General features: G+C 63.8%; 21 protein-coding genes. 11 read left to right on the top strand and 10 right to left on the bottom strand.

What is annotated here, in order from left to right:
• The first annotated feature begins 9 nt into the window (after positions 1 to 9).
• Positions 10 to 1,569 (top strand): hypothetical protein, encoded by a 1,560-nt coding sequence (locus M3O59_RS02375; RefSeq protein WP_330462733.1) that lies wholly within the window; start codon positions 10 to 12, stop codon positions 1,567 to 1,569.
• A gap of 88 nt (positions 1,570 to 1,657) precedes the next feature.
• On the opposite strand, the gene M3O59_RS02370 is transcribed toward M3O59_RS02375, so the two are convergent.
• Entirely contained in the window at positions 1,658 to 2,140 is a 483-nt protein-coding gene (locus M3O59_RS02370; RefSeq protein WP_249045925.1) for a lytic transglycosylase domain-containing protein, read from the bottom strand.
• A gap of 467 nt (positions 2,141 to 2,607) precedes the next feature.
• Here M3O59_RS02370 and xopA point away from each other — a divergent pair, with 467 nt between their 5' ends.
• Positions 2,608 to 2,988: a XopA/Hpa1 family type III secretion system protein gene (xopA, locus tag M3O59_RS02365; protein ID WP_064631982.1), complete on the top strand. Its 381-nt coding sequence runs from the start codon at positions 2,608 to 2,610 to the stop codon at positions 2,986 to 2,988.
• A 79-nt stretch (positions 2,989 to 3,067) separates the two neighbouring features.
• Here the strand turns inward: xopA and sctC are convergent, their stop codons facing one another.
• From sctC to M3O59_RS02320, 9 genes are all read right to left on the bottom strand, one after another.
• Positions 3,068 to 4,894 (bottom strand): type III secretion system outer membrane ring subunit SctC, encoded by a 1,827-nt coding sequence (sctC, locus tag M3O59_RS02360; RefSeq protein ID WP_064631980.1) that lies wholly within the window; start codon positions 4,892 to 4,894, stop codon positions 3,068 to 3,070.
• Positions 4,895 to 5,072: 178 nt separating this feature from the next.
• Positions 5,073 to 5,903: a type III secretion system export apparatus subunit SctT gene (gene sctT, locus M3O59_RS02355; RefSeq protein ID WP_064631978.1), complete on the bottom strand. Its 831-nt coding sequence runs from the start codon at positions 5,901 to 5,903 to the stop codon at positions 5,073 to 5,075.
• The gene (locus tag M3O59_RS02350; RefSeq protein WP_064631976.1) at positions 5,900 to 6,409 is read right to left on the bottom strand and encodes a type III secretion protein HrpB7; all 510 of its coding nucleotides are present in this window, start codon (positions 6,407 to 6,409) and stop codon (positions 5,900 to 5,902) included. Before M3O59_RS02350 ends, sctT begins: the two co-directional genes overlap by 4 nt.
• On the bottom strand, positions 6,402 to 7,730 hold the full coding sequence (gene sctN, locus M3O59_RS02345; protein ID WP_116906329.1) for a type III secretion system ATPase SctN: 1,329 nt from the start codon (positions 7,728 to 7,730) through the stop codon (positions 6,402 to 6,404). The genes M3O59_RS02350 and sctN overlap by 8 nt, the downstream gene beginning before the upstream one ends.
• Positions 7,720 to 8,421, bottom strand: coding sequence for a type III secretion system stator protein SctL (gene sctL / locus M3O59_RS02340; protein ID WP_116906330.1), 702 nt, complete (start codon positions 8,419 to 8,421; stop codon positions 7,720 to 7,722). Before sctL ends, sctN begins: the two co-directional genes overlap by 11 nt.
• Positions 8,406 to 9,035, bottom strand: coding sequence for a type III secretion protein HrpB4 (locus tag M3O59_RS02335; RefSeq protein WP_249046960.1), 630 nt, complete (start codon positions 9,033 to 9,035; stop codon positions 8,406 to 8,408). Before M3O59_RS02335 ends, sctL begins: the two co-directional genes overlap by 16 nt.
• A gap of 9 nt (positions 9,036 to 9,044) precedes the next feature.
• Positions 9,045 to 9,809: a type III secretion system inner membrane ring lipoprotein SctJ gene (gene sctJ, locus M3O59_RS02330; RefSeq protein WP_064631968.1), complete on the bottom strand. Its 765-nt coding sequence runs from the start codon at positions 9,807 to 9,809 to the stop codon at positions 9,045 to 9,047.
• Between the two features lies 1 nt (position 9,810).
• Entirely contained in the window at positions 9,811 to 10,206 is a 396-nt protein-coding gene (locus M3O59_RS02325; protein WP_064631966.1) for a type III secretion protein HrpB2, read from the bottom strand.
• A gap of 33 nt (positions 10,207 to 10,239) precedes the next feature.
• Positions 10,240 to 10,695, bottom strand: coding sequence for an HrpB1 family type III secretion system apparatus protein (locus M3O59_RS02320; RefSeq protein ID WP_064631963.1), 456 nt, complete (start codon positions 10,693 to 10,695; stop codon positions 10,240 to 10,242).
• A gap of 213 nt (positions 10,696 to 10,908) precedes the next feature.
• Here M3O59_RS02320 and sctU point away from each other — a divergent pair, with 213 nt between their 5' ends.
• The 9 genes from sctU (at position 10,909) to hrpD6 (ending at position 18,533) form a co-directional block, all read left to right on the top strand.
• Entirely contained in the window at positions 10,909 to 11,982 is a 1,074-nt protein-coding gene (gene sctU / locus M3O59_RS02315; protein WP_116906332.1) for a type III secretion system export apparatus subunit SctU, read from the top strand.
• A gap of 8 nt (positions 11,983 to 11,990) precedes the next feature.
• Positions 11,991 to 13,913: an FHIPEP family type III secretion protein gene (locus M3O59_RS02310; protein WP_064631959.1), complete on the top strand. Its 1,923-nt coding sequence runs from the start codon at positions 11,991 to 11,993 to the stop codon at positions 13,911 to 13,913.
• On the top strand, positions 13,913 to 14,590 hold the full coding sequence (sctP, locus tag M3O59_RS02305) for a type III secretion system protein SctP (RefSeq protein ID WP_116906333.1): 678 nt from the start codon (positions 13,913 to 13,915) through the stop codon (positions 14,588 to 14,590). Before M3O59_RS02310 ends, sctP begins: the two co-directional genes overlap by 1 nt.
• Before the next feature lie 93 nt (positions 14,591 to 14,683).
• Complete coding sequence (sctQ, locus tag M3O59_RS02300) at positions 14,684 to 15,637, top strand: type III secretion system cytoplasmic ring protein SctQ (RefSeq protein ID WP_181920612.1); 954 nt, start codon at positions 14,684 to 14,686, stop codon at positions 15,635 to 15,637.
• Positions 15,624 to 16,268, top strand: a complete 645-nt coding sequence (gene sctR, locus M3O59_RS02295; protein ID WP_064631955.1) for a type III secretion system export apparatus subunit SctR — start codon at positions 15,624 to 15,626, stop codon at positions 16,266 to 16,268. Before sctQ ends, sctR begins: the two co-directional genes overlap by 14 nt.
• A gap of 4 nt (positions 16,269 to 16,272) precedes the next feature.
• Positions 16,273 to 16,533, top strand: a complete 261-nt coding sequence (gene sctS, locus M3O59_RS02290; RefSeq protein WP_064631953.1) for a type III secretion system export apparatus subunit SctS — start codon at positions 16,273 to 16,275, stop codon at positions 16,531 to 16,533.
• A complete protein-coding gene (locus M3O59_RS02285) occupies positions 16,530 to 17,345 on the top strand; it encodes a 4-hydroxyphenylacetate catabolism regulator HpaA (protein ID WP_249054670.1) in 816 nt (271 codons plus the stop codon). The genes sctS and M3O59_RS02285 overlap by 4 nt, the downstream gene beginning before the upstream one ends.
• Positions 17,342 to 18,280 carry an HrpD5 family protein gene (gene hrpD5, locus M3O59_RS02280; RefSeq protein WP_249054672.1) on the top strand — a complete coding sequence of 313 codons (939 nt, stop codon included), beginning with the start codon at positions 17,342 to 17,344 and terminating at the stop codon, positions 18,278 to 18,280. The genes M3O59_RS02285 and hrpD5 overlap by 4 nt, the downstream gene beginning before the upstream one ends.
• Positions 18,281 to 18,290: 10 nt before the next feature.
• Complete coding sequence (gene hrpD6, locus M3O59_RS02275; protein WP_064631947.1) at positions 18,291 to 18,533, top strand: HrpD6 family protein; 243 nt, start codon at positions 18,291 to 18,293, stop codon at positions 18,531 to 18,533.
• The last annotated feature ends 47 nt before the right edge of the window (positions 18,534 to 18,580 follow it).

Genomic DNA, 18,580 nt, shown 5'->3' with positions numbered 1-18,580 from the left:
GGACATGCCGTGACGAAGATCCCTTCAGCTAGCACTTCCCAGCCAACGCGGTCGACGAGTGGAGAGGTGGTGATCGAAATGCCACCACTACAACAGTGCAACGAGACACCGTCACCTGCGGTGGACCCTGCACTGTCGGGCCTGGCTCGTAGGCCTTGCGGACGACGCAGCGACTCGGAACGCAGCGAAGGATCTGGCAACACTGCCGACAGACCCCAACACACCGGTAAGAGCCCGCTGCTGCATGCCAACGAGAGCAGCAGCGAGCACTTCTTCAAGACCGACGAGTCCTTTTCGTCGGCAGGACCTTCTTCCATTCCGCAACAATACTCTGCGCCTCCATATCCGCCAGTGCACACATCTGCAACTACCACCGCAACGACACGCACCGAGCGTTTGGGTGCACTGGCTGCATCGATCCGAACCGACGCAGCGCATGGCGTGCGCACCGTCCTTGGACCGACCGCCACCGCGGTGATGGCTGCAGCGCGCGGCGCACTACCGATCAGTTTTGACAAGCAATACCTGGGCGCTGCGCTGGGGCACCTGGTGCACCAGTCCACTTCAGTGGGGCCGACCACCTTCGCGCGCGAGTTGCTGGGCGAGGGATTGTTTGCCGCTCTTCGCCAGCTCCCGCCCGAAGCGGTCGTCGCCCTGCAGGCTGTGTCGGGCACGCTGCAGATGGCGCTGCATACGCTGCGAAGCAACCGCGAGAAACGCAACTCAGACGCAGCAGCGCAAGGCTTCCACAATCTCAGTCTCGAACAATGGGATGCCTTGTCCGAAGACGAACGCAACGACAAGAAAGCCGAGCAGCAACAGTACTCGGATCTGGTCACCCGGCTTGCGCTGGGCGGCATCCTGAGCAACATCGCCGTGGGTGCGGCCGGCAAAGCATCCGGCCAACCGGAGATGGCGGCCAGGCTGCTGGCCAGCGATCTGAAGATCGCCGCTTATGCCGCAGCGCGCGACACCATCCAGGCGACTTTCAAGATGGTGGGAATGGCCGGACCCACTAATGGCGGAATCAGCGATCCGCACATCACCAGCGCCGGCAGGTTCTACGGCATGGCCAACGTGCTGACCAACCTGGCATCGAACGAGCTGGCATCGCCGGACGTTGCAGCGGCCAAGCAGCGCTGGGCAGGGCTGAACTCGCCTTTCACCAAAGGCGAAGCAACCAGCGTCATCTTTCGTCAATCGGCAGTGAACGCCGCCTTGAACGTCGGCCTGGAAACGCTGGACTGGATCAACGTCACCCAGCACGAAGCCGACGAAGCCGGGACCAGGCAAATCTGGGAACCAGCGTGGAAAGCCAAGCGCGAGGATTACGAGCGGGTAATGGATCACTCGGTCGCACGCACGGCCGCCATCAACTCCAATATCGCGCTCGGTACCGCCATCAGCATGATTGGCGCCTGGGTCGGGTTGTCGCCTGCACGCAGCGGATTGCTCGCCAATACGGTAAGCGGCGTGGTCGCCGGCACGCAATACAAGACCATCGGTGCCACCTGGCAGGCCGAGGCGGCAGTTCGCGGCGCTGAAGCATCTCGCGCGCAGCCTGAATAAGCACAGCGCTCAAACCGCCGCGCTCGCCACCCGGTGGGCGCGGCGATGTACTCCATCCACTACACGCTCTACTGCGGTCGCGACAGCGTCATTCGACAACCACACCGCGCCTGATCAGAATCGCATGAATGGCGTGCGCGTATTTATCGCGCTCCGCGGGCGTTTCGGAATGATAGGCGCCCACAGCGGCCCAGGTATTTCCGTATTTATTGGTCATCTCGCGCAGCCGCCAAGCGGCCACATACACGCTGACGCAAGGATGCATCAACGCGTCTCTGGAGATACCGTAACTGGAGAGGCGCCGTAGGTGGATCGAATTGATCTGCATCCTTCCATAATCGATAGTACCGTTGTTGTTGCGATGGATCGCATCGGCACGGCCACGCGATTCCTGCCACGCAATGGCGCGCAGCACCCATGGATTGACATGTTGATAACTGGCGGCTTCTTCAAAACAGTCTGCGCGTGCGAGCGGCGCGGCGCATAGCAACGCCGCTGCAATCAACACGCGTCGCCGAGGCGCGGCAACATGCCGGGGCTGGTGCGCGCACCATCGTTTGCCCACGCGCATGTTCCTGGAGAACATGGCCCAATGCTTTGGACGCCGAACACGCGTGCCGTGCACGGACGGACACGTGGTCGGCGTATCGGTATCTGTCATGTCTGCCACCTGATCGTCGTTGATTCCAGCAACCCAGCGAAGTGGATACGCACCCCAGGTTGATCCGTCGCTCCGCCCTATCGCAATACCATAACAGCGCTGTGCACACGCACGCCCATGCTGGACGAAGCGCCTATGGCATAAACGAAATCGCAGCACGCATCGTTGTAACGCAGCTGTTCTCTTGTGTATTTCTGGCATTTTTCGGCAGCCAGGTTCGCAAGCAAAAGCGCGCTTTCGCGTCCTTGCAGATGTCTCGCGGTTGCCTCTTCTACCTTGCCGTCGGGGGCAGCACAGGGCTCCCATTACGATCTTGCCGAAGCAGCTTTCCGGCAATCGGCGGTGCATCCAGTTCACCCACATGAGACGGAATCAACATGGACTCATCTATCGGAAACAACTTCTCGAATTTCAGTAATTTTCAGACGATGGGCATCGGGCCCCAGCAATCCCATAATTCGAGTCAGCGCTCGCCTTCGGCTGACTCCGAGCAACAGCTGGATCAGTTGCTCGCCATGTTCATCATGATGATGCTCCAGCAGAGCCAGGGCAGCGATGCCAATCAGGACTGCGGAGACGAACAGCCGCAGAACGGTCAGCAGGACGGTCTGAGTCCGTTGACGCAGATGCTGATGCAGATCGTGATGCAGCTGATGCAGAACCAGGGCGGTGGCGGTTCGGTTAACAGCAGCCTGGGCAGCAACAGTTTCGGTGGCGGTTTCAACGCCAACCTGTCGAGCATCACCGGCCAAGCCTGATTGGCAATGCATGCAGGCTGCCGCGCCACGCGGCAGCCTGCATGTTGTTACAGCATCGGCTGCAACCCCGAAGCGTTGCTCAGGGCGAGACGATATGCGGGGTCAGCAAGAACAAGCGCTGCAAACGCTGCCCGCTCTTCTGGCGATGCTTGAACAGGTTACCGACCAGCGGGATCTTGGAGAGTCCGGGAACCTTGTTCAGAGCGGTCTGATCGGTATCGGAGGCATACCCGGCGATCAGCAGGCTCTGGCCTTCGTTGACGAATGCCTGGGTGGTGATCTCGCTGGAGGTGATGACGGGAATGCCATCGACGGTATCGGTGCCCAGCTGCCCGTCTTCGATACGCACATCCAAGCGCATCTGCCCATTGGGCGACCCCGGCACCACACTCGGCAGGACGCGTAGCGACACGCCCGCAGACAGGTTGTAGAGGTCTGCGGATGCATAACCGCTGACCCGCACGAATGCCTGCTGCTTGTGATCCATCACCGCTTCCACATTGTCCAGCGTCGCCACCTGCGGGGTAGACACGATCTTGGCCTTGTCGGTCTGCTCGAGCGCCGAGACGCGTGTCATCAGGTAACGCCCCGCATCCCCCAGAACCGCCGTCAGCGTGCCACCCAATGGAGCTGTTGCACCTGCCGCTGCGGCCCCGCTCAAGCTGCCATCGTAGCCAAGCTGGCCGCCACGCCCGTCGCCGGTCTGCACATCCACGCGCCGGCTGTGAAACCGCCAGTCGACACCAAGATCCTGCATGGCACCGTCGCGGATCTCGATGATGGTGGCATCGATCTGCAGCAGCTTGGGGCGGTTGTCGAGCTGCTGGATCAACGTGCCATAGGCGGCCATCCGCTCCGGGCGGTCGCGAATGAGAATTGCGTTGGTGCGCGGGTCGGCTTCGATCACCGGCGCGTCGGAGGCCAGCTCGCCACCGCTGCCGGCGTCCACCGACAGCGGCGTATCGCGGCGGGCCTGGCTCATCTCCGGCCACACGCTGGCCGGCGCATTGGCGCCATTGCCACTGCCCGGCAACGGCGGACTGACCGGCACCCGATCGGACGACGATCCGCCACCGAACCACGACGCAGGCAATCCGAGAATGCCGGTGTTGCTGCCACCACCGTTCTGGCCCTGACCGCCATTGCCGAAAGTATTGGACGAGCCACCGCCGATCGGTTGCACCCGCCCGAAATTGGCGCCCGGCCCGGGCCGCGCTGCTGCGGGCGCGCCACGCACGCCGTACATGCTACGCAACAAGCTGGCCATGCCCGGGACCTGGACGTCCTGCCCACCGATACGGGTGCTGTGATCGGCCGCCTGCGCATAATGCAGCTGAAACACCTGCACTTCGGTGGCATCGCGTTGGCGTGCGCCCTGCTCGACCTGTTTGGCGATCGCGGTGACGGTATCCACATACCCCGGCGGGCCGGACACCACCGCCACGTGCGCCGCCTCGTCGTAACGGACCGGAAAGCGCGGATCGTCCAGCCGCATGCGCGCAAGCGCATCGCGCAGCGCACTCGTCGATGCGGCGCCCAGATTCAAGGTCGCATTCTTGGTTTCGTTGGCGCCCCAGATTCTGAGCACGGCACCGTCGTAGTACCAGACGAAGCCGAATGTGGCAGACAAATCGTCGAGGAATTTCTGCGGGCTGGCTTCGAACTTGCCGCTGAGCGTGCCGGTCACTTCCGGTGATATCCAGGTGGTGACGGATTGACTGGCGGACAGGTCGCGCAGCACCTCCTTGAGATCCTTGTGGTCGGCAACGTATTTGAAGGTGCGCGAATGCCACGGCACCTGCGCGGCATTGGCATGCGGCGGCAGCAGCGGCAACAGGCCGAGCAGCAGTGCAGCGGCCAACGGTGCGCGGCGGTGGCGGTGAACTGGACTAGAGGCATATGCCATGGCGTTCCCTCTGCGAGGCAAGTGAAAGAAGTTGATAGCCGCATCGCTTGGCATGCAGGCGCCGGCCGAAGGATTGCGTGCCGGATGCCGCCGAGCCGCGCACCAAGGCGTCGGCCGTACATCCAGCGGTCGTGCGCTCAGTGTAGGCAGCGCGCGGCTGGGAATGTCTCAACAAAGATCAGTGCGATACGCCTCCCTTTCCGCTCATGGTCGCGGCATCGTGCAGCTGCTGCTGGAAATGCAGGAACCCGAGTGCTTCACCGAATTGCGCGATGAACACGCTGGTCAGCAAGGCGAGCAGTAGCAACGCCAGCACCCCACGGATCGGCTGACTCAGATTTGAAGGTTCCAGCTTGTCGGCGGCGCGCGCCACAAAGCCGATGGCCAGATCCACCAGCACCAGCACCAACATCACCGGCGCGGACAGCTTGACGATTGCCGCCATCATGCCGTCGGTCTGCTGGATAACGAACGACTCGGCAACCGCCCCGATGTCCGGCGAGAGCTGGCTCAGTGGCCACCAGCGAAACGATTCGAACAACGCGCCGAGCAGCATCAACATGCCGCCCAGCGCGTAGAACGATACGATCGCCAGCTGCATCAACACCGTGGAGACCGGCGTGCTCTGCTGCCCGCTGAGCGGATTGGTCATCTGTACATTGTTATAACCGGACAGATCGTCGATCAGCAGGCCCACGCTCTCGGCGATCCAAAACACTGTCGATGCAGCAAAGCCAATCAGCAGGCCAATGAAGGCTTCCTTGAAAACCACCCCCACCAGGCCGGACGCCTGGATCCTCGCCAGCGCGTCAGCCGGTTGCCCATACGCGATGAACGAGCTCAGCACATAGATCACGCCGTTGCGCGCCATACCGGGAAGGCTGTCCTGCGCGGTTGCCGGCAGCACGGAAAACATCACGAACACACGCACCCCGCACAGCGCCAGCAACGTCACCAGCGACAGACCCTGCGATGAAAGCGCCAGCAACGCGTTGGCGGTGTCGTTCATCGCGCCACCCCGGGTGCGGCACGATACGCGCGCAGTGCCACCAGCGCTTCGATCGCGTCTTCTTCCTCTGCCGCTTCGCGGTGCGCTTGCCGGGCACGGCGCGCACTGGCAGCTTTTTCTGCATACATCTGCGCCTGTGCCTGCAGCTTGCTCACTGCCTGTTGCACGGATGCAAGCTCGTCGCGTGCGCTCTGAAGCGCCTGCCCGGCCGTCGCGAGCGCTTGTTCGGCTGCGTGGCAGCGCTCTTGCAGCACTGCGCGGAAGCGCTCGTGCTGCAGGATGGTGTCGATACCGATCGGCTCACCCGCACCAGCCTTATCGACCAGCGCAGCGTCGAACGTGGCCAGGCGCGTGGTGCAGGCGTCGGCCTCCTGACTGCAATTGGCGCGTTCGCGCTCGCACTGTTCCAGCGCATGCTTGCACTCGCTCAGGCGCTCCTGCATACGCTCGCAGCGGCGCGTCTTCAGCTGCTGCAATGTTGTCCAGGTGTTCGCACGCTCACGCATCGTCGATCACGTTTGCAAGCTGCTCCAACGTGGCTTCATAGTCACTGAGCTCATCGGTGGGCTGGCTGAGGAAATCGCGAATTGCATCGATCCTGGCGATTGCTTCGTCGGCGACTGTATCGCTGCCCTGGCGGTATTCGCCGACCTGCAGCAGGGTCTCCACATCGTTGTACTTGGCCAGCAGGCGCCGCAACTGGCCGGCGTCCTGGCATTGCTGTGCGGACACGATCTGGCTCATCACCCGGCTCAGGCTGCCCAGCACGTCGATGGCCGGGTACTGGTTCTTGGCAGCGATCTCGCGCGAGAGAATCAGATGCCCATCCAGGATACCGCGCACTTCTTCGGCGATGGGATCGCTGCCGGTGTCGTCTTCGGCCAGCACGGTGTAGAACGCGGTGATCGAGCCGCTCTCGCCCATGCCGGCACGTTCAAGCAGGCGCGGCAACTCGGCGAACACCGACGGTGGAAAGCCGCGACGCGTCGGCGGCTCACCGGCGGCCAGACCGATCTCGCGCTGCGCGCGGGCAAAGCGGGTCAGCGAGTCCATCATCAGCAGAACGCGCATGCCCTGATCACGAAAGTACTCGGCGATGGCGGTGCCGACGTAGGCGGCCTTGGCGCGCTCGATGGAGGAGCGATCGGAGGTCGCACACACCACCACGCTGCGTGCCAGGCCCTCTTCGCCAAGAATCATCTCGATGAACTCGCGCACTTCGCGCCCGCGCTCGCCGATCAGCACGATCACATTGACATCGCATTGCGTGCCGCGCGCGAACATGCCCATCAAGGTGCTCTTGCCTACGCCGGCTGCAGCAAAGATGCCCATGCGCTGGCCTTCGCCCAGCGTCATCAAGCCATCGACGATCCGCACGCCGGTCGGCATGGGGTGTTCGATCAACTGCCGGCGCATCGGGTCGGGCGCCTGCGCCTGGATCCGTACCCAGGTATCGCAGGCAACCGGTCCCTGCCCGTCCGCAGGCTCGCCCAGGCCATCGAGCACGCGTCCCAGCAGCGCCGATCCGACCGGCACCGCCAGTGGCCGCCCCAATCCGATCACACGTGTCTCGCGCGATAACCCGACCAGCTCGCCGAACGGCGCCAGCAAGGCGAGATTGCGACTGAACCCCACCACCTCGGCGCGCTGCAACAGGCTGCCATCGCGCTGGCGCAACTCGCACACCTCGCCCAGGCTGACCTGTACACCGTCCACCTTGAGCATGGTGCCGATTACTTCGACCACCTTGCCGTAGCGGCGGCCGAACGCAAGCGCGGCTAATTCGCGCTCGAGCGCCGTCTCCAGCAGCGGCATCTCAGCAAGCATCCGACACCGCCTGCGGCGTGGCCAACACCCGGCGAATGACTCGCCGGAGACTGCGTAGCTGATCACGCAGATCGGCCTCGAACACGCCGGTATCCCATTCGCACACGCAGGCGCCCGGCGCCAGACTCGCGTCGCCGCACAGCTCCACCGGCATGCTCCAGCCTGCGGCCGCCGCGGCCGCATCGAAGGCGCGCCGTGCGTCGTCCAACGCATCGTGATGCACGCTCACCCGCAGGGACTTCGCCTCGTCCAGGGCGCCCTCCAATGCCTGTGCGGCACGCGCATACAGCGCGACGGGATCGTGCCCGTGGACGACCTGTTCGCACGCGCGCGCGACGATCTCGGCCAGGCGCTCGCGTGCACGCTGCGCGGCTGCCTCGGTGGCGAAGGCATGCCGCAGGCCGCGCTCGTTCCACGTATCGAGCTGATGGCGCAGCCCCGCTGCATAGCCCAGGCGTGCGCTGCGCTCGGCCTTGTCCTGGGCATCCTTGAGGATCGCCTCGGCCTGCTGTTGCGCCTCGTCGATCAGCGCCTGTGCACGTGCCTGCGCATCGGCCAAGGTCTGCGCGCAACGTGCGTGCACCTGCGCGGTTGCCGCATCCAGTGCCAGCACCGAGGCCAACGCCTCGCGCGGAATGACATCGCAGTCCAGGCCGACCGCCTCGGGTGTGGACCTCAGCCACAGACGCATGGCGGCTCCGGCAATAGGGTGGGAAGCGCGTGCAGGAATGCAGTGCTCTCGCCGTCTGCGGCGACAGGCGCCACTTGCGCAGCGCCCAGCGGCAAGGACAGCGCCAGCAGCTTGGCCACGCCGGGATCGGGCCACACACCATCGGCCTGCAGCCGACGCCAGCCATCCCCGATCCACGCCACCTGATCGGCATCGCGCGGCAACAGCGGCATGGGCAGGCCGGTGACCGCGCGCTGGCGCACATGCTCAAGCACCGCTGGCCCCACAAGCTGCTCGAACCAATCCAGGCGTTCGCGCTCGATGCAGCGGCGCAGCGCCAATCCGCGCGAGAACAGGGCACGGCTGATCAGCACCTTGGCCACCGAGGCGGGCGTGAGCAGGACCAGCGTGCTAGCCGGCGGATCGAGCGCCGCAAGCGGCAAGCCCGACCACCCCGACCAGACCTGAATCACGCGCAAACGCCGATGCACAGGCGCCTGCGCCCAGCCCATCGCTGCGACCGGACCAAGCCAATGCGCTACCCGCGCGGCATCCAGCGATTGCGCCAATGCCGCCAGCATGGCCGTCCAGCGTTGAATCCACCGTACTGTGTTGTCGATCCGTGCGTTGTCCATCCGCTGACCTCAACCGGCATTTTTTCTGGTCAACGCGCGCAGGCGCTGCCAGCCGCCCCAGCGGCGCGCATCGGCGCTCGGCCACCAATACAGCGCTGCCGCAGCAACCGCCACGCACAGCGCCAGCGCGCTTCCGACCAGCCATGGCCAAGGCCAGGTACGTGGCGGCGCCGATGCGGCGAACTGCGCATCGTTCTCCGCACCGCCCGGCACCAGCGTGACGCTGACGTTTTCGTAGGTCAGTCCTTCCACGCTGTGCATCACCAAGGTCTTGATGTTAGGCACCAGACTGGTCAGATCGCTGCCGACACGGAACTTGATGAACACCGCGGCGCTGGAGGGCTTGACCGATGACGAGAGCGGGTCGTTGTTGGGCAGCACAATTCCCACGTCGGCTGCGATCACGCCATCGATATTCGACAAGGTCTGCGACAGCTGCTGCGACACGCCATAGATGAAACGCACGCGTTCTTCGGTAGGTGTGGAGATCAGGCCGTCTTTCTTGAACATCTCGCCGAGATTGGAGTGCCGCTCATGCGGCATGCCGTGCGCGCGCAGCAAGTCAAGCGAATACGACACCTGATCGTGCGGTGCATTGACCGCCCAGGTCTTGCCATCATCCGGCGTGACCTTTTCCGCATCCACACCGGCGCGCAGCAGTACCGCAAGCATGTCATTGGCATCGTTCTCGGTGAGCCCGGAATACAGCTGCTGACTGCAGGCAGACAGCAGCAGTGCCACCAGCAACACCACCATGCATCTGAGCGCGCGCATGCTATTGGTTCTTGAACAGTGTCTGCACGGCGTTCTTGCCCGACTGCGCCACGCCGACGCTGACATTGAGGTTGAAGCCGACCATCGTCAGCTCGTGCATCAACTTTATCTGTTGCGCCGTCATTTCCTGCAGCCCCATGGTTGGCGCCTGCATGCTGAAGGCATCGATATGCTCGGTCATGGTGCGCACGCCATCATTCTGCACATCGATCACCCGGCTCATCATGCTGGGCTCTCCCACACGCTGCATGGCAGGCGGCAACGGACTTGAAGACTGCATCAACGCTTGAAAGCGGTTGACTAGCGCCTGGTTCGGCGCCGCCGCCGTCGGCGATAACGCTTGCGTGGAAACACCGCTACCTGCGGTGATCGGTGGGACGGGTGGAATGAGCGTCATGACATGCTCCGGCGGGGTCGGGTCTGGCGATGCTCAGGCGCGCAAGTACTGCGCGTTGGGAACTTCCATCTGTACCGGGGATTCAATCTGCGCCTCCACTGGCTCGGGCGTCGGGGTGTAGCGTCCGGACAGCGCCTTGACCAGGCCGACCGCGTCGGCATCGGCGTCCTCTTCGATCAGCCCCTCTGCAATGCCATGCCACGACTGGTCGCCCACTGCAAACAGGCAGCACGCGTACAAGGCCTTGCACAACGGCTTGGAACCCGCATCGGCCTCCAGCTCACGCAGCAGGCGGGCGCCCTCCAGATAATTGCCGCGTTTGATCGAAATCCACGCATCGAAGGTATCCAGCGCCTTAAGCTCCGGCCGCAGCACCCGAACTGCGGCCAGCACCGCTGCGGCCTCGTCGATTTTTTCGTGGGTCAGCCCGACCGTGATCAGCTCGATCAGACCACTCACGACCGCGCCGGGGCATTCGATCTTTTCCATACAGCACCTCGTCATTCAATGGCTGCGGACAGCATGCGTGCATAACGCTACGCGTCCGCGCCCAGCAGAAGTTTTCAGAAGCGAACATCGGAATACTTTGGCGAACAAACCTTACTGACTTCGCCGACCTGCGCACACGTTCGCCTCAGAAGCGAATTGTCGGGCAACGGCTCAACCACAATCCGCACGGAGTGACAGCGGCCGGAGAGCACCATGTCGGATGAGAAGACCGAGAAGCCGACCGAAAAGAAACTGCAGGACGCGCGCAGGGATGGGGAAATCCCGATCAGCCCGGACGTAACCGCAGCTGCGGTGCTGCTCGGTGCTCTGTTGGTGATGAAACTGGCCGGCAGTTACTGTGTCGAGCACATGCGCACATTGATGTCGATCGGCTTCGATTTCACCGCCAATACACGCGATGCAACAGCCATGAACCGCGCGCTCGGTCGCATCGCCATCCAGGGAGTGTTGCTGATACTGCCGTTCCTGGTCGCCTGCCTCGCCGCCGGGTTGATCGGCACTTTTCTCCAGACCGGTCTGAATGCCTCGCTCAAACCGGTGACGCCCAAGTTCGATTCGCTCAATCCCGTGAACGGCGTCAAAAAACTCTTTTCGTTACGCAGTCTCATCAACCTGCTGAAGCTGGGCGTCAAGGCCATCCTGATCGGTGTGGTGCTGTGGTTCGGGATACGCGCTCTCATGCCGATGATCATCGGGCTTGCCTACGAGCCTACGCCTGACATCGCCCAGATCGGCTGGCGTACGCTGGGCACGCTGTGCTCCCTGGCGGTTCTGGTGTTCGTGTTGGTTGGCGCAGCGGATTGGAGTGTGCAGCACTGGCTATTCATCCGCGACAAACGCATGAGCAAGGACGAGCAGAAGCGCGAACACAAGGAAAGCGACGGCGACCCGGAAGTGAAGGGGAAGCGCAAGGAATTTGCCAAGGAACTGGTGTTCGGCGACCCGCGCGAACGGGTCGCCAAGGCCAAGGTGATGGTGGTCAATCCGACCCATTACGCGGTCGCACTCGCCTACGAGCCGGACGGCTTCGGCCTGCCGCAGGTGGTTGCCAAGGGTGTGGACGACGGTGCGCTGGAACTGCGCGCATTTGCGCACAACCACGGCATTCCGATCGTGGCCAATCCACCGCTGGCGCGTGCGCTGCATCAGGTCGAACTGGGCGACGCTGTGCCCGAGGCGCTGTTCGAAACGGTGGCGGTGGTGTTGCGCTGGGTGGATGAACTCGGCCGCGACCACGACGACGGCAGCAGCCCGCTGTCCTGCTAGGAGATCGCATGCGCTTGACACGGTATTTTGCATACAGCGGCGAAGTGGCGATCGCCGCCCTGGTGGTCGCGGTCATCGGCTTGATGATCCTGCCGCTGCCCACCCCGTTGATCGATACGCTGCTGGGCATCAACATTACCCTGAGCGTGGTGTTGCTGATGGTCACGATGTACGTGCCCGACTCGATCTCGCTGTCGTCGTTTCCCTCGTTGTTGCTGTTCACCACGCTGCTGCGGCTGTCGTTGAACATCGCGTCGACGAAATCGATCCTGCTGCACGCCGAGGCTGGCCATATCATCGAGAGCTTCGGCGAGCTGGTGGTGGGCGGCAATCTGGTGGTGGGCCTGGTGGTGTTCCTGATCATCACCACGGTGCAGTTCATCGTGATCGCCAAAGGCTCCGAACGCGTTGCCGAAGTCGGCGCGCGCTTCACCCTGGATGCGATGCCCGGCAAGCAGATGAGCATCGATGCCGACCTGCGCGGCGGCAATCTGACCGCGGACGAAGCACGCCACAAACGCGCGCGGCTGGCCATCGAGAGCCAACTGCACGGCGGCATGGATGGCGCCATGAAATTCGTCAAGGGCGATGCGATCGCCGGCCTGGTGATCACCATGGTCAACATCCTGGCCGGCATCGTGGTCGGCGTGACCTACCACGGCATGAGCGCGGGCGAGGCCGCCAACCGCTTTGCGATCCTGTCGGTGGGCGATGCGATGGTGTCGCAGATCGCCTCGCTGCTGATCTCGGTGGCGGCCGGCGTCATGATCACCCGCGTGGCCAACGAGAACGAGACCAAGATCAGCTCGCTCGGGCTCGACATCGGCCGCCAGCTCACCAGCAACGCGCGCGCCTTGCTGGCAGCGAGCGTGCTGCTGGCCTGCTTTGCGTTCGTGCCGGGATTTCCGGCGCTGCTGTTCCTGCTGCTGGCGGCGGCGGTCGGTGCCGGCGGCTACACGATCTGGCGCAGGCAACGCGACATCAGCGGCACCGACCAACCGACGCTGCCATCGACCAGCCGCAAGGGCGCCAAAGGCGATGCGCCGCACATCCGCAAAAGCGCGCCCGATTTCGCCTCGCCCTTGTCGATGCGGCTGTCGCCGCAACTGGCTGCAAGGCTCGATCCGACGCTGCTGGATAAGGCGATCGAAAGCGAGCGCAGGCAATTGGTCGAGCTGCTAGGGTTGCCGTTCCCGGGGATCGCGATATGGCAGAGCGAATCCCTGCAGGACCTGCAGTACGAAGTGTTGATCCACGACGTGCCCGAGACCCGTGCCGAATTGAGCGACACCGCAGACATGCAAAAGGCACTGGCCCAGCAGGCCATTGCGCCGCTGCATGCACGCGCGCACCTGTTCGTCGGCATCCAGGAGACGCAATGGATGCTTGAACAGGTTGGCGCGGACTATCCCGGGCTGGTCGCCGAGGTCAACAAGGCGATGCCGGCCCAGCGCATCGCCGATGTGTTGCGACGGCTACTGGAAGAACGCGTCCCGGTGCGCAACATCAAGAGCATTCTGGAGAGTCTGGTGGTGTGGGGGCCCAAGGAAAAGGATCTGCTGATGCTCACCGAGTATGTGCGCTGCGATCTCGGCCGCTATCTTGCGCATACCGCGACCGCAGGCACCGGGAACCTGCCTGCAGTGATGCTCGACCATGCTGTGGAGCAACTGATCCGGCAGTCGATTCGCGCCACTCCGGCCGGCAATTTCCTGGCCCTGCCACCGGAGCAGGCCAGTCAGCTCGTCGAGCAGGTGGAGCGCATCGTGGGCGATCACGCGCGGCATCCACTGGCGGTGGTCGCATCGATGGACGTGCGCCGTTATGTGCGTCGTATGATCGAGGCGCGGCTGGGTTGGCTGGAGGTCTATTCGTTTCAGGAATTGGGCGCGGAGGTGCAGCTGCAGCCGATCGGCAGAGTGGTCGCCTGATGCGCAAGCCGCCTGTCCGCCATGTGCGCATCCTGCCGCTCGCCGGTGCACCGCTGCGGCCGGCGGCTCCGGCAACGCCGCTGCGGCTGGCGCAACGCGCCAACTTCATGCAATTACGACGACGTTTGACTGGCGCGCAGCTCGCGGTACCGGACGCTCTGTTGCCGCAGGAATGCGACGACTATCCGCCGCAGCCCGACGTTGAGGATGCTGGGGATGTGGATGTGGATGTGGATGTGGATGTGGATGTGGCAAACGAAGAGCATGACCCTGCGCAGGTGCGAAGCGACCCGTCATTGTGTCTCGATCAGGGTCACCATCGACAGATCGCTCGAGGCAATGACAGCGACGCGCTGGGGCGGCAGATCGCTACCGAGTGGATCCGCACTCAGCGCGCGCAGATGGCCATCAGTCACATCGCGCTGCGCGTGGCCGAGTTCTGCAACGCCACGCAGGTACGCGGCGCAGGCACCTGGGAGGCGTGGCTGGACATCAACCACGACCTGCTTGCGCTAACCACCTTGTTTTTGCGGCTTTCGCCAGACCAGCTATCGCTTCGCTTCAACACCGGCTCGCCGGACGCGCGCGAGGTACTTTGCACCGAGAAGAAGCGCCTGGATACCGCACTGAAGGCCACGCTGAGTGACACGCTCCAGCTCAGCATCGAGGTTGTCTGACGCCGCACACGCGGCAGCATCGCCATAAGGAGGGATCCCGTCTTGCCAACCGATCCAGGCCTAGCTCCACCGGCACGTACCCTCTCTCAGGCACTGAGGCAGGTACCGGCCGCGCGCGCGCAGCTGGGCAGGTTGCTCGGTGATGCGCGCGCCGCACTCCGCTGCGGCTTCATCACGCACTGCCGCGGCATCCACGCCGTGGACGCGGCGCGGCTGCGGCTGCAGTTGGACAGCGGCAGCATGGATCTGCGGATCGCCACACGCGATGGTCTGGCGCTGCTGTTGAACGAAGCCGACGAGGCACTGCGCGTGTCGATTGCCGGGGTGCTGTTGAGCGATTGCCTGAGCGCTTTCGCACCGCTCGGTCTGGGTAATGCCGAGGTCGTCGCCTTCGAGCGCGATGCAGAGCCCGCCGATTCCCCCGGCATCGGCATCACGCTTGGCGACATCGACGCGATCGCCGAGACCGCCAGCCCACTCCTGCTTGCCGCACTGCAAGCGGCCAATGCTGCGCTGACGATGCCAACACCTCTGCCGGCCTGGTTGGCCGCACTGCGGGTGAACACGCGCCTGCGCATCGGCAAGCGCACCGCATCGGCAGCGCTGCTGCAATCGCTGCGCACGGGCGATGTCTTGCTGCACGGCATTGCCTCGGCTCCGCTGCGCAGCGGCGAACTGCTCTGGGGCATAACGGGAGGCGCAGTCTTGCGTGCCCCGGTACGCCTGAACCTGCAACAGATGATTCTGGAGACCACACCCGCCATGCAGCACGATATCTCCGAGCAAGAGGCCTCACCACCCACCACCGATGTAGCAGCACTGGAACTGCCGGTGCAGCTGGAAGTGGACCAGCTGGCACTGCCGCTGTCGGTGCTGTCGGGCCTGCAGCCCGGCCAGATCCTCGAAATGTCGGTGCCGGTGGATCAGGCCGACGTCCGCCTGGTGGTCTACGGCCAGACCATCGGCATCGGCAGGCTGTTGGCCGTGGGCGACCATCTTGGCGTGCAGATCCTCAGCATGGCGGAGACCACGCATGCAGATGCCTGACGTCGGGTCGCTGCTGCTGGTGGTCATCATGCTGGGGTTGCTGCCCTTCGCGGCGATGGTGGTCACTTCCTACACCAAGATCGTGGTGGTGCTCGGCCTGCTGCGCAATGCCATCGGCGTGCAGCAGGTGCCGCCGAACATGGTGCTCAACGGCGTCGCGTTGCTGGTGTCTTGCTTTGTGATGGCGCCAGTGGGCATGGAGGCATTCAAGGCCGCGCAGAACTACAGTGCCGGGGCAGACAACAGCCGCGTGGTGGTCTTGCTCGACGCCTGCCGCGAGCCATTTCGGCAGTTTCTGCTCAAGCACACCCGCGAGCGCGAAAAGGCTTTCTTCATGCGTTCTGCGCAGCAGATCTGGCCCAAGGACAAGGCTGACACGCTCAAGGCTGACGATCTTCTCGTGCTGGCACCGGCATTCACGCTCAGCGAATTGACCGAGGCGTTCCGCATCGGCTTTCTGCTGTATCTGGTGTTCATCGTCATCGACTTGGTGGTGGCCAATGCATTGATGGCGATGGGGCTTTCGCAGGTGACGCCGACCAATGTGGCGATCCCATTCAAACTGCTGTTGTTCGTGGCGATGGATGGCTGGTCCATGCTGATCCACGGCCTGGTTCTGAGTTATCGGTGACGGCATGGACCAAGACGATCTTGTTCGATTCACCTCCGAAGCCTTATTGCTGTGCCTCAAGGTGTCGTTGCCGGTGGTCGGCGTCGCCGCGCTGGCCGGGCTGCTGATCGCCTTCATCCAGGCGGTGATGTCACTGCAGGACGCATCGATCTCGTTCGCGCTCAAACTGGTGGTTGTGGTGGCTGCCATTGCGGTCACCGCGCCGTGGGGCGCCTCGGCGATCATGCAGTTCGGCCAAGCGCTGATGCAGGCGGCATTTCCATGATCCGGCGCATTCCGCCAGGTTCCGTGCCGCCGTCGGTTTCGAGCGCGCCCAGCGTATCGCACAAGCATGCCGATGCGCCGCACACCAGTGTGCAGCCACTCGCCGACGCCGTAACGCATGGGCCGCGTCTGCGCCCCGCTCCGCCGCGCAAGCGGCGACGTGGCATGCGCTCGCTGGATGGCCAGGACGGCGAGCTCGACGCCGCCGAACAGGCAGAAGACGAAGCGGCCCGCGTGTCGGTGCTGCGTGGCCGTGTCAGCATCGCAATCGCACAACCACAGGGCCAGGGGCAAGGCCAGGAGGATCAGCACGGCGAGGGCGGCAACGCGCATGCCGGCGATCCGCAGGCAGCTGTTTGGTCGGGCACATCGCCGCTGCAATCGGACCCCGGTGTGCGTGCAAGCATCGACTGCGTCCTCGGCCGCTACGCGGCGACGCGCGCCGCAGACCCGATGACCGAGAAACGCGCGCTTGCGGTCGCCCTGGTCGAATTGCGCGCGATCGGAATCGCCCATCCGGCCACCACATCGTTGACGGCCATGGTCTGGAGACTGATGCGCGAGCACCTGCTCTCCGGCAGCGCGACCACCTCTGCGGAAAACGCCCAGGCATTACGCAAGCTTCTGGTAGATCTGGTGCCGGCGCAACCGGAGCCATCCCCAGCGCTGCGTAATTTCCATCTACTGCTGCCGCTGGTGCTGCTCAACGCGGAAAAACCGCGTAAACGCGTCGATCGTGCGGACGCCATCACACGCTTGGACACGCTGTTGATTGAGCACCCGGAGCGGGCCGCTTGGGAGATTCGCGCATGACCATGCAACTTCGCGTGCTGACGGGAATCCATGCCGGCGCACGATTAGATTTGGAGCCAGGGAGTTACGTACTGGGTACCGACCCACAGGCCGATATCCGGATCGAAGACTGGCCTGGTTGCTCGCTCATCATCGAGGTGGATCATGATGGTCAAGTGCGTTATCGCAGCGACGCGTTGCCAACGACATCGTTTATCGCGCTGCACCCAGTCCGTTTTGGTCCCTTGGTGCTGTGCCTTGGCGATTCTGCATCCGATTGGCCAGACGATGTGGCATTGCTGGAGCGGCTGCTTTCCCCAGCCCCGACGCCGGCCACGCGCGCACCCAGGCGCAAAGCAGTGCGTGCAGTGGTGGGCGCCGTGCTAGCGCTAGCCGCCGCAGCGTTGCTGCCCTCATTGCAACCAGCGTTTCTCTCCGACGCGGCCACCCCGCAACGTCAGGACAACCGGGCCAATGAGGTCAGTTCCGTGCTGAAGCAGCTGGGCTTGCGCGAAGCGCGAGTAGAGCAGGTCGGCACGCGCGTGCGGGTCGAAGGCCTGGTGACCAGCAGCGCGGATGCGGCTCGCCTGCGCGCGCGGCTGAATCGGTACCAGCAGGCCGTCACGGTCGATGTGGTGGTGGTGGACGAGGTACTGGCAACGCTGCGCGACACCTTGGCCGACCGCGACCTCAGCGTGCGTTACGACGGCAATGGTGTGTTTTCGATTGCCGGCAGCAGCGACAACGCCGAGCGTGCGACCCGACGCATCGCTGATCTACGCAGCGACCTGGGCCCGGAAATCCGCACGCTGCATGTGGAGATCACTCAGCAAGACCCATCCGTGAAACCGCCCGCCAATTACGACGCCGCCCTGCTCGCCGACGGACTGCATTACGTGGAGACGCCGGACGGCACCAAGCACCTGACTTCCCTGCCGCAGCAAGCGGCGCCATGAGAACCGCACCATGTTCGATACCATGACCGACACGGTCATCCAGGATATGAGCAAGATCTTGCAGACCAAGGCACAGGATCTCTCCGGTGAGCGACTGCGCAATATGGAGGCAGCGCTGCACGCGACAGCGCAACAACTCCGTGTGCACTGGTCCGCCGCGAGCGATCAGGCTGCGCGCAACGATTTCACTGTCTTGCACGACGGCGTCAACGCTGCGCGCGACATCGTCGCGCACATCGCCAGCATGCCTTGACCATCGAGTTCCTTGGCCACCTTGGTCAAGCAAAACGCGCCGACAAG

The organism is Xanthomonas nasturtii (assembly GCF_023337365.3).
Lineage (GTDB): Bacteria > Pseudomonadota > Gammaproteobacteria > Xanthomonadales > Xanthomonadaceae > Xanthomonas > Xanthomonas nasturtii.
This window is presented reverse-complemented; position numbering and strand designations above follow the sequence as displayed.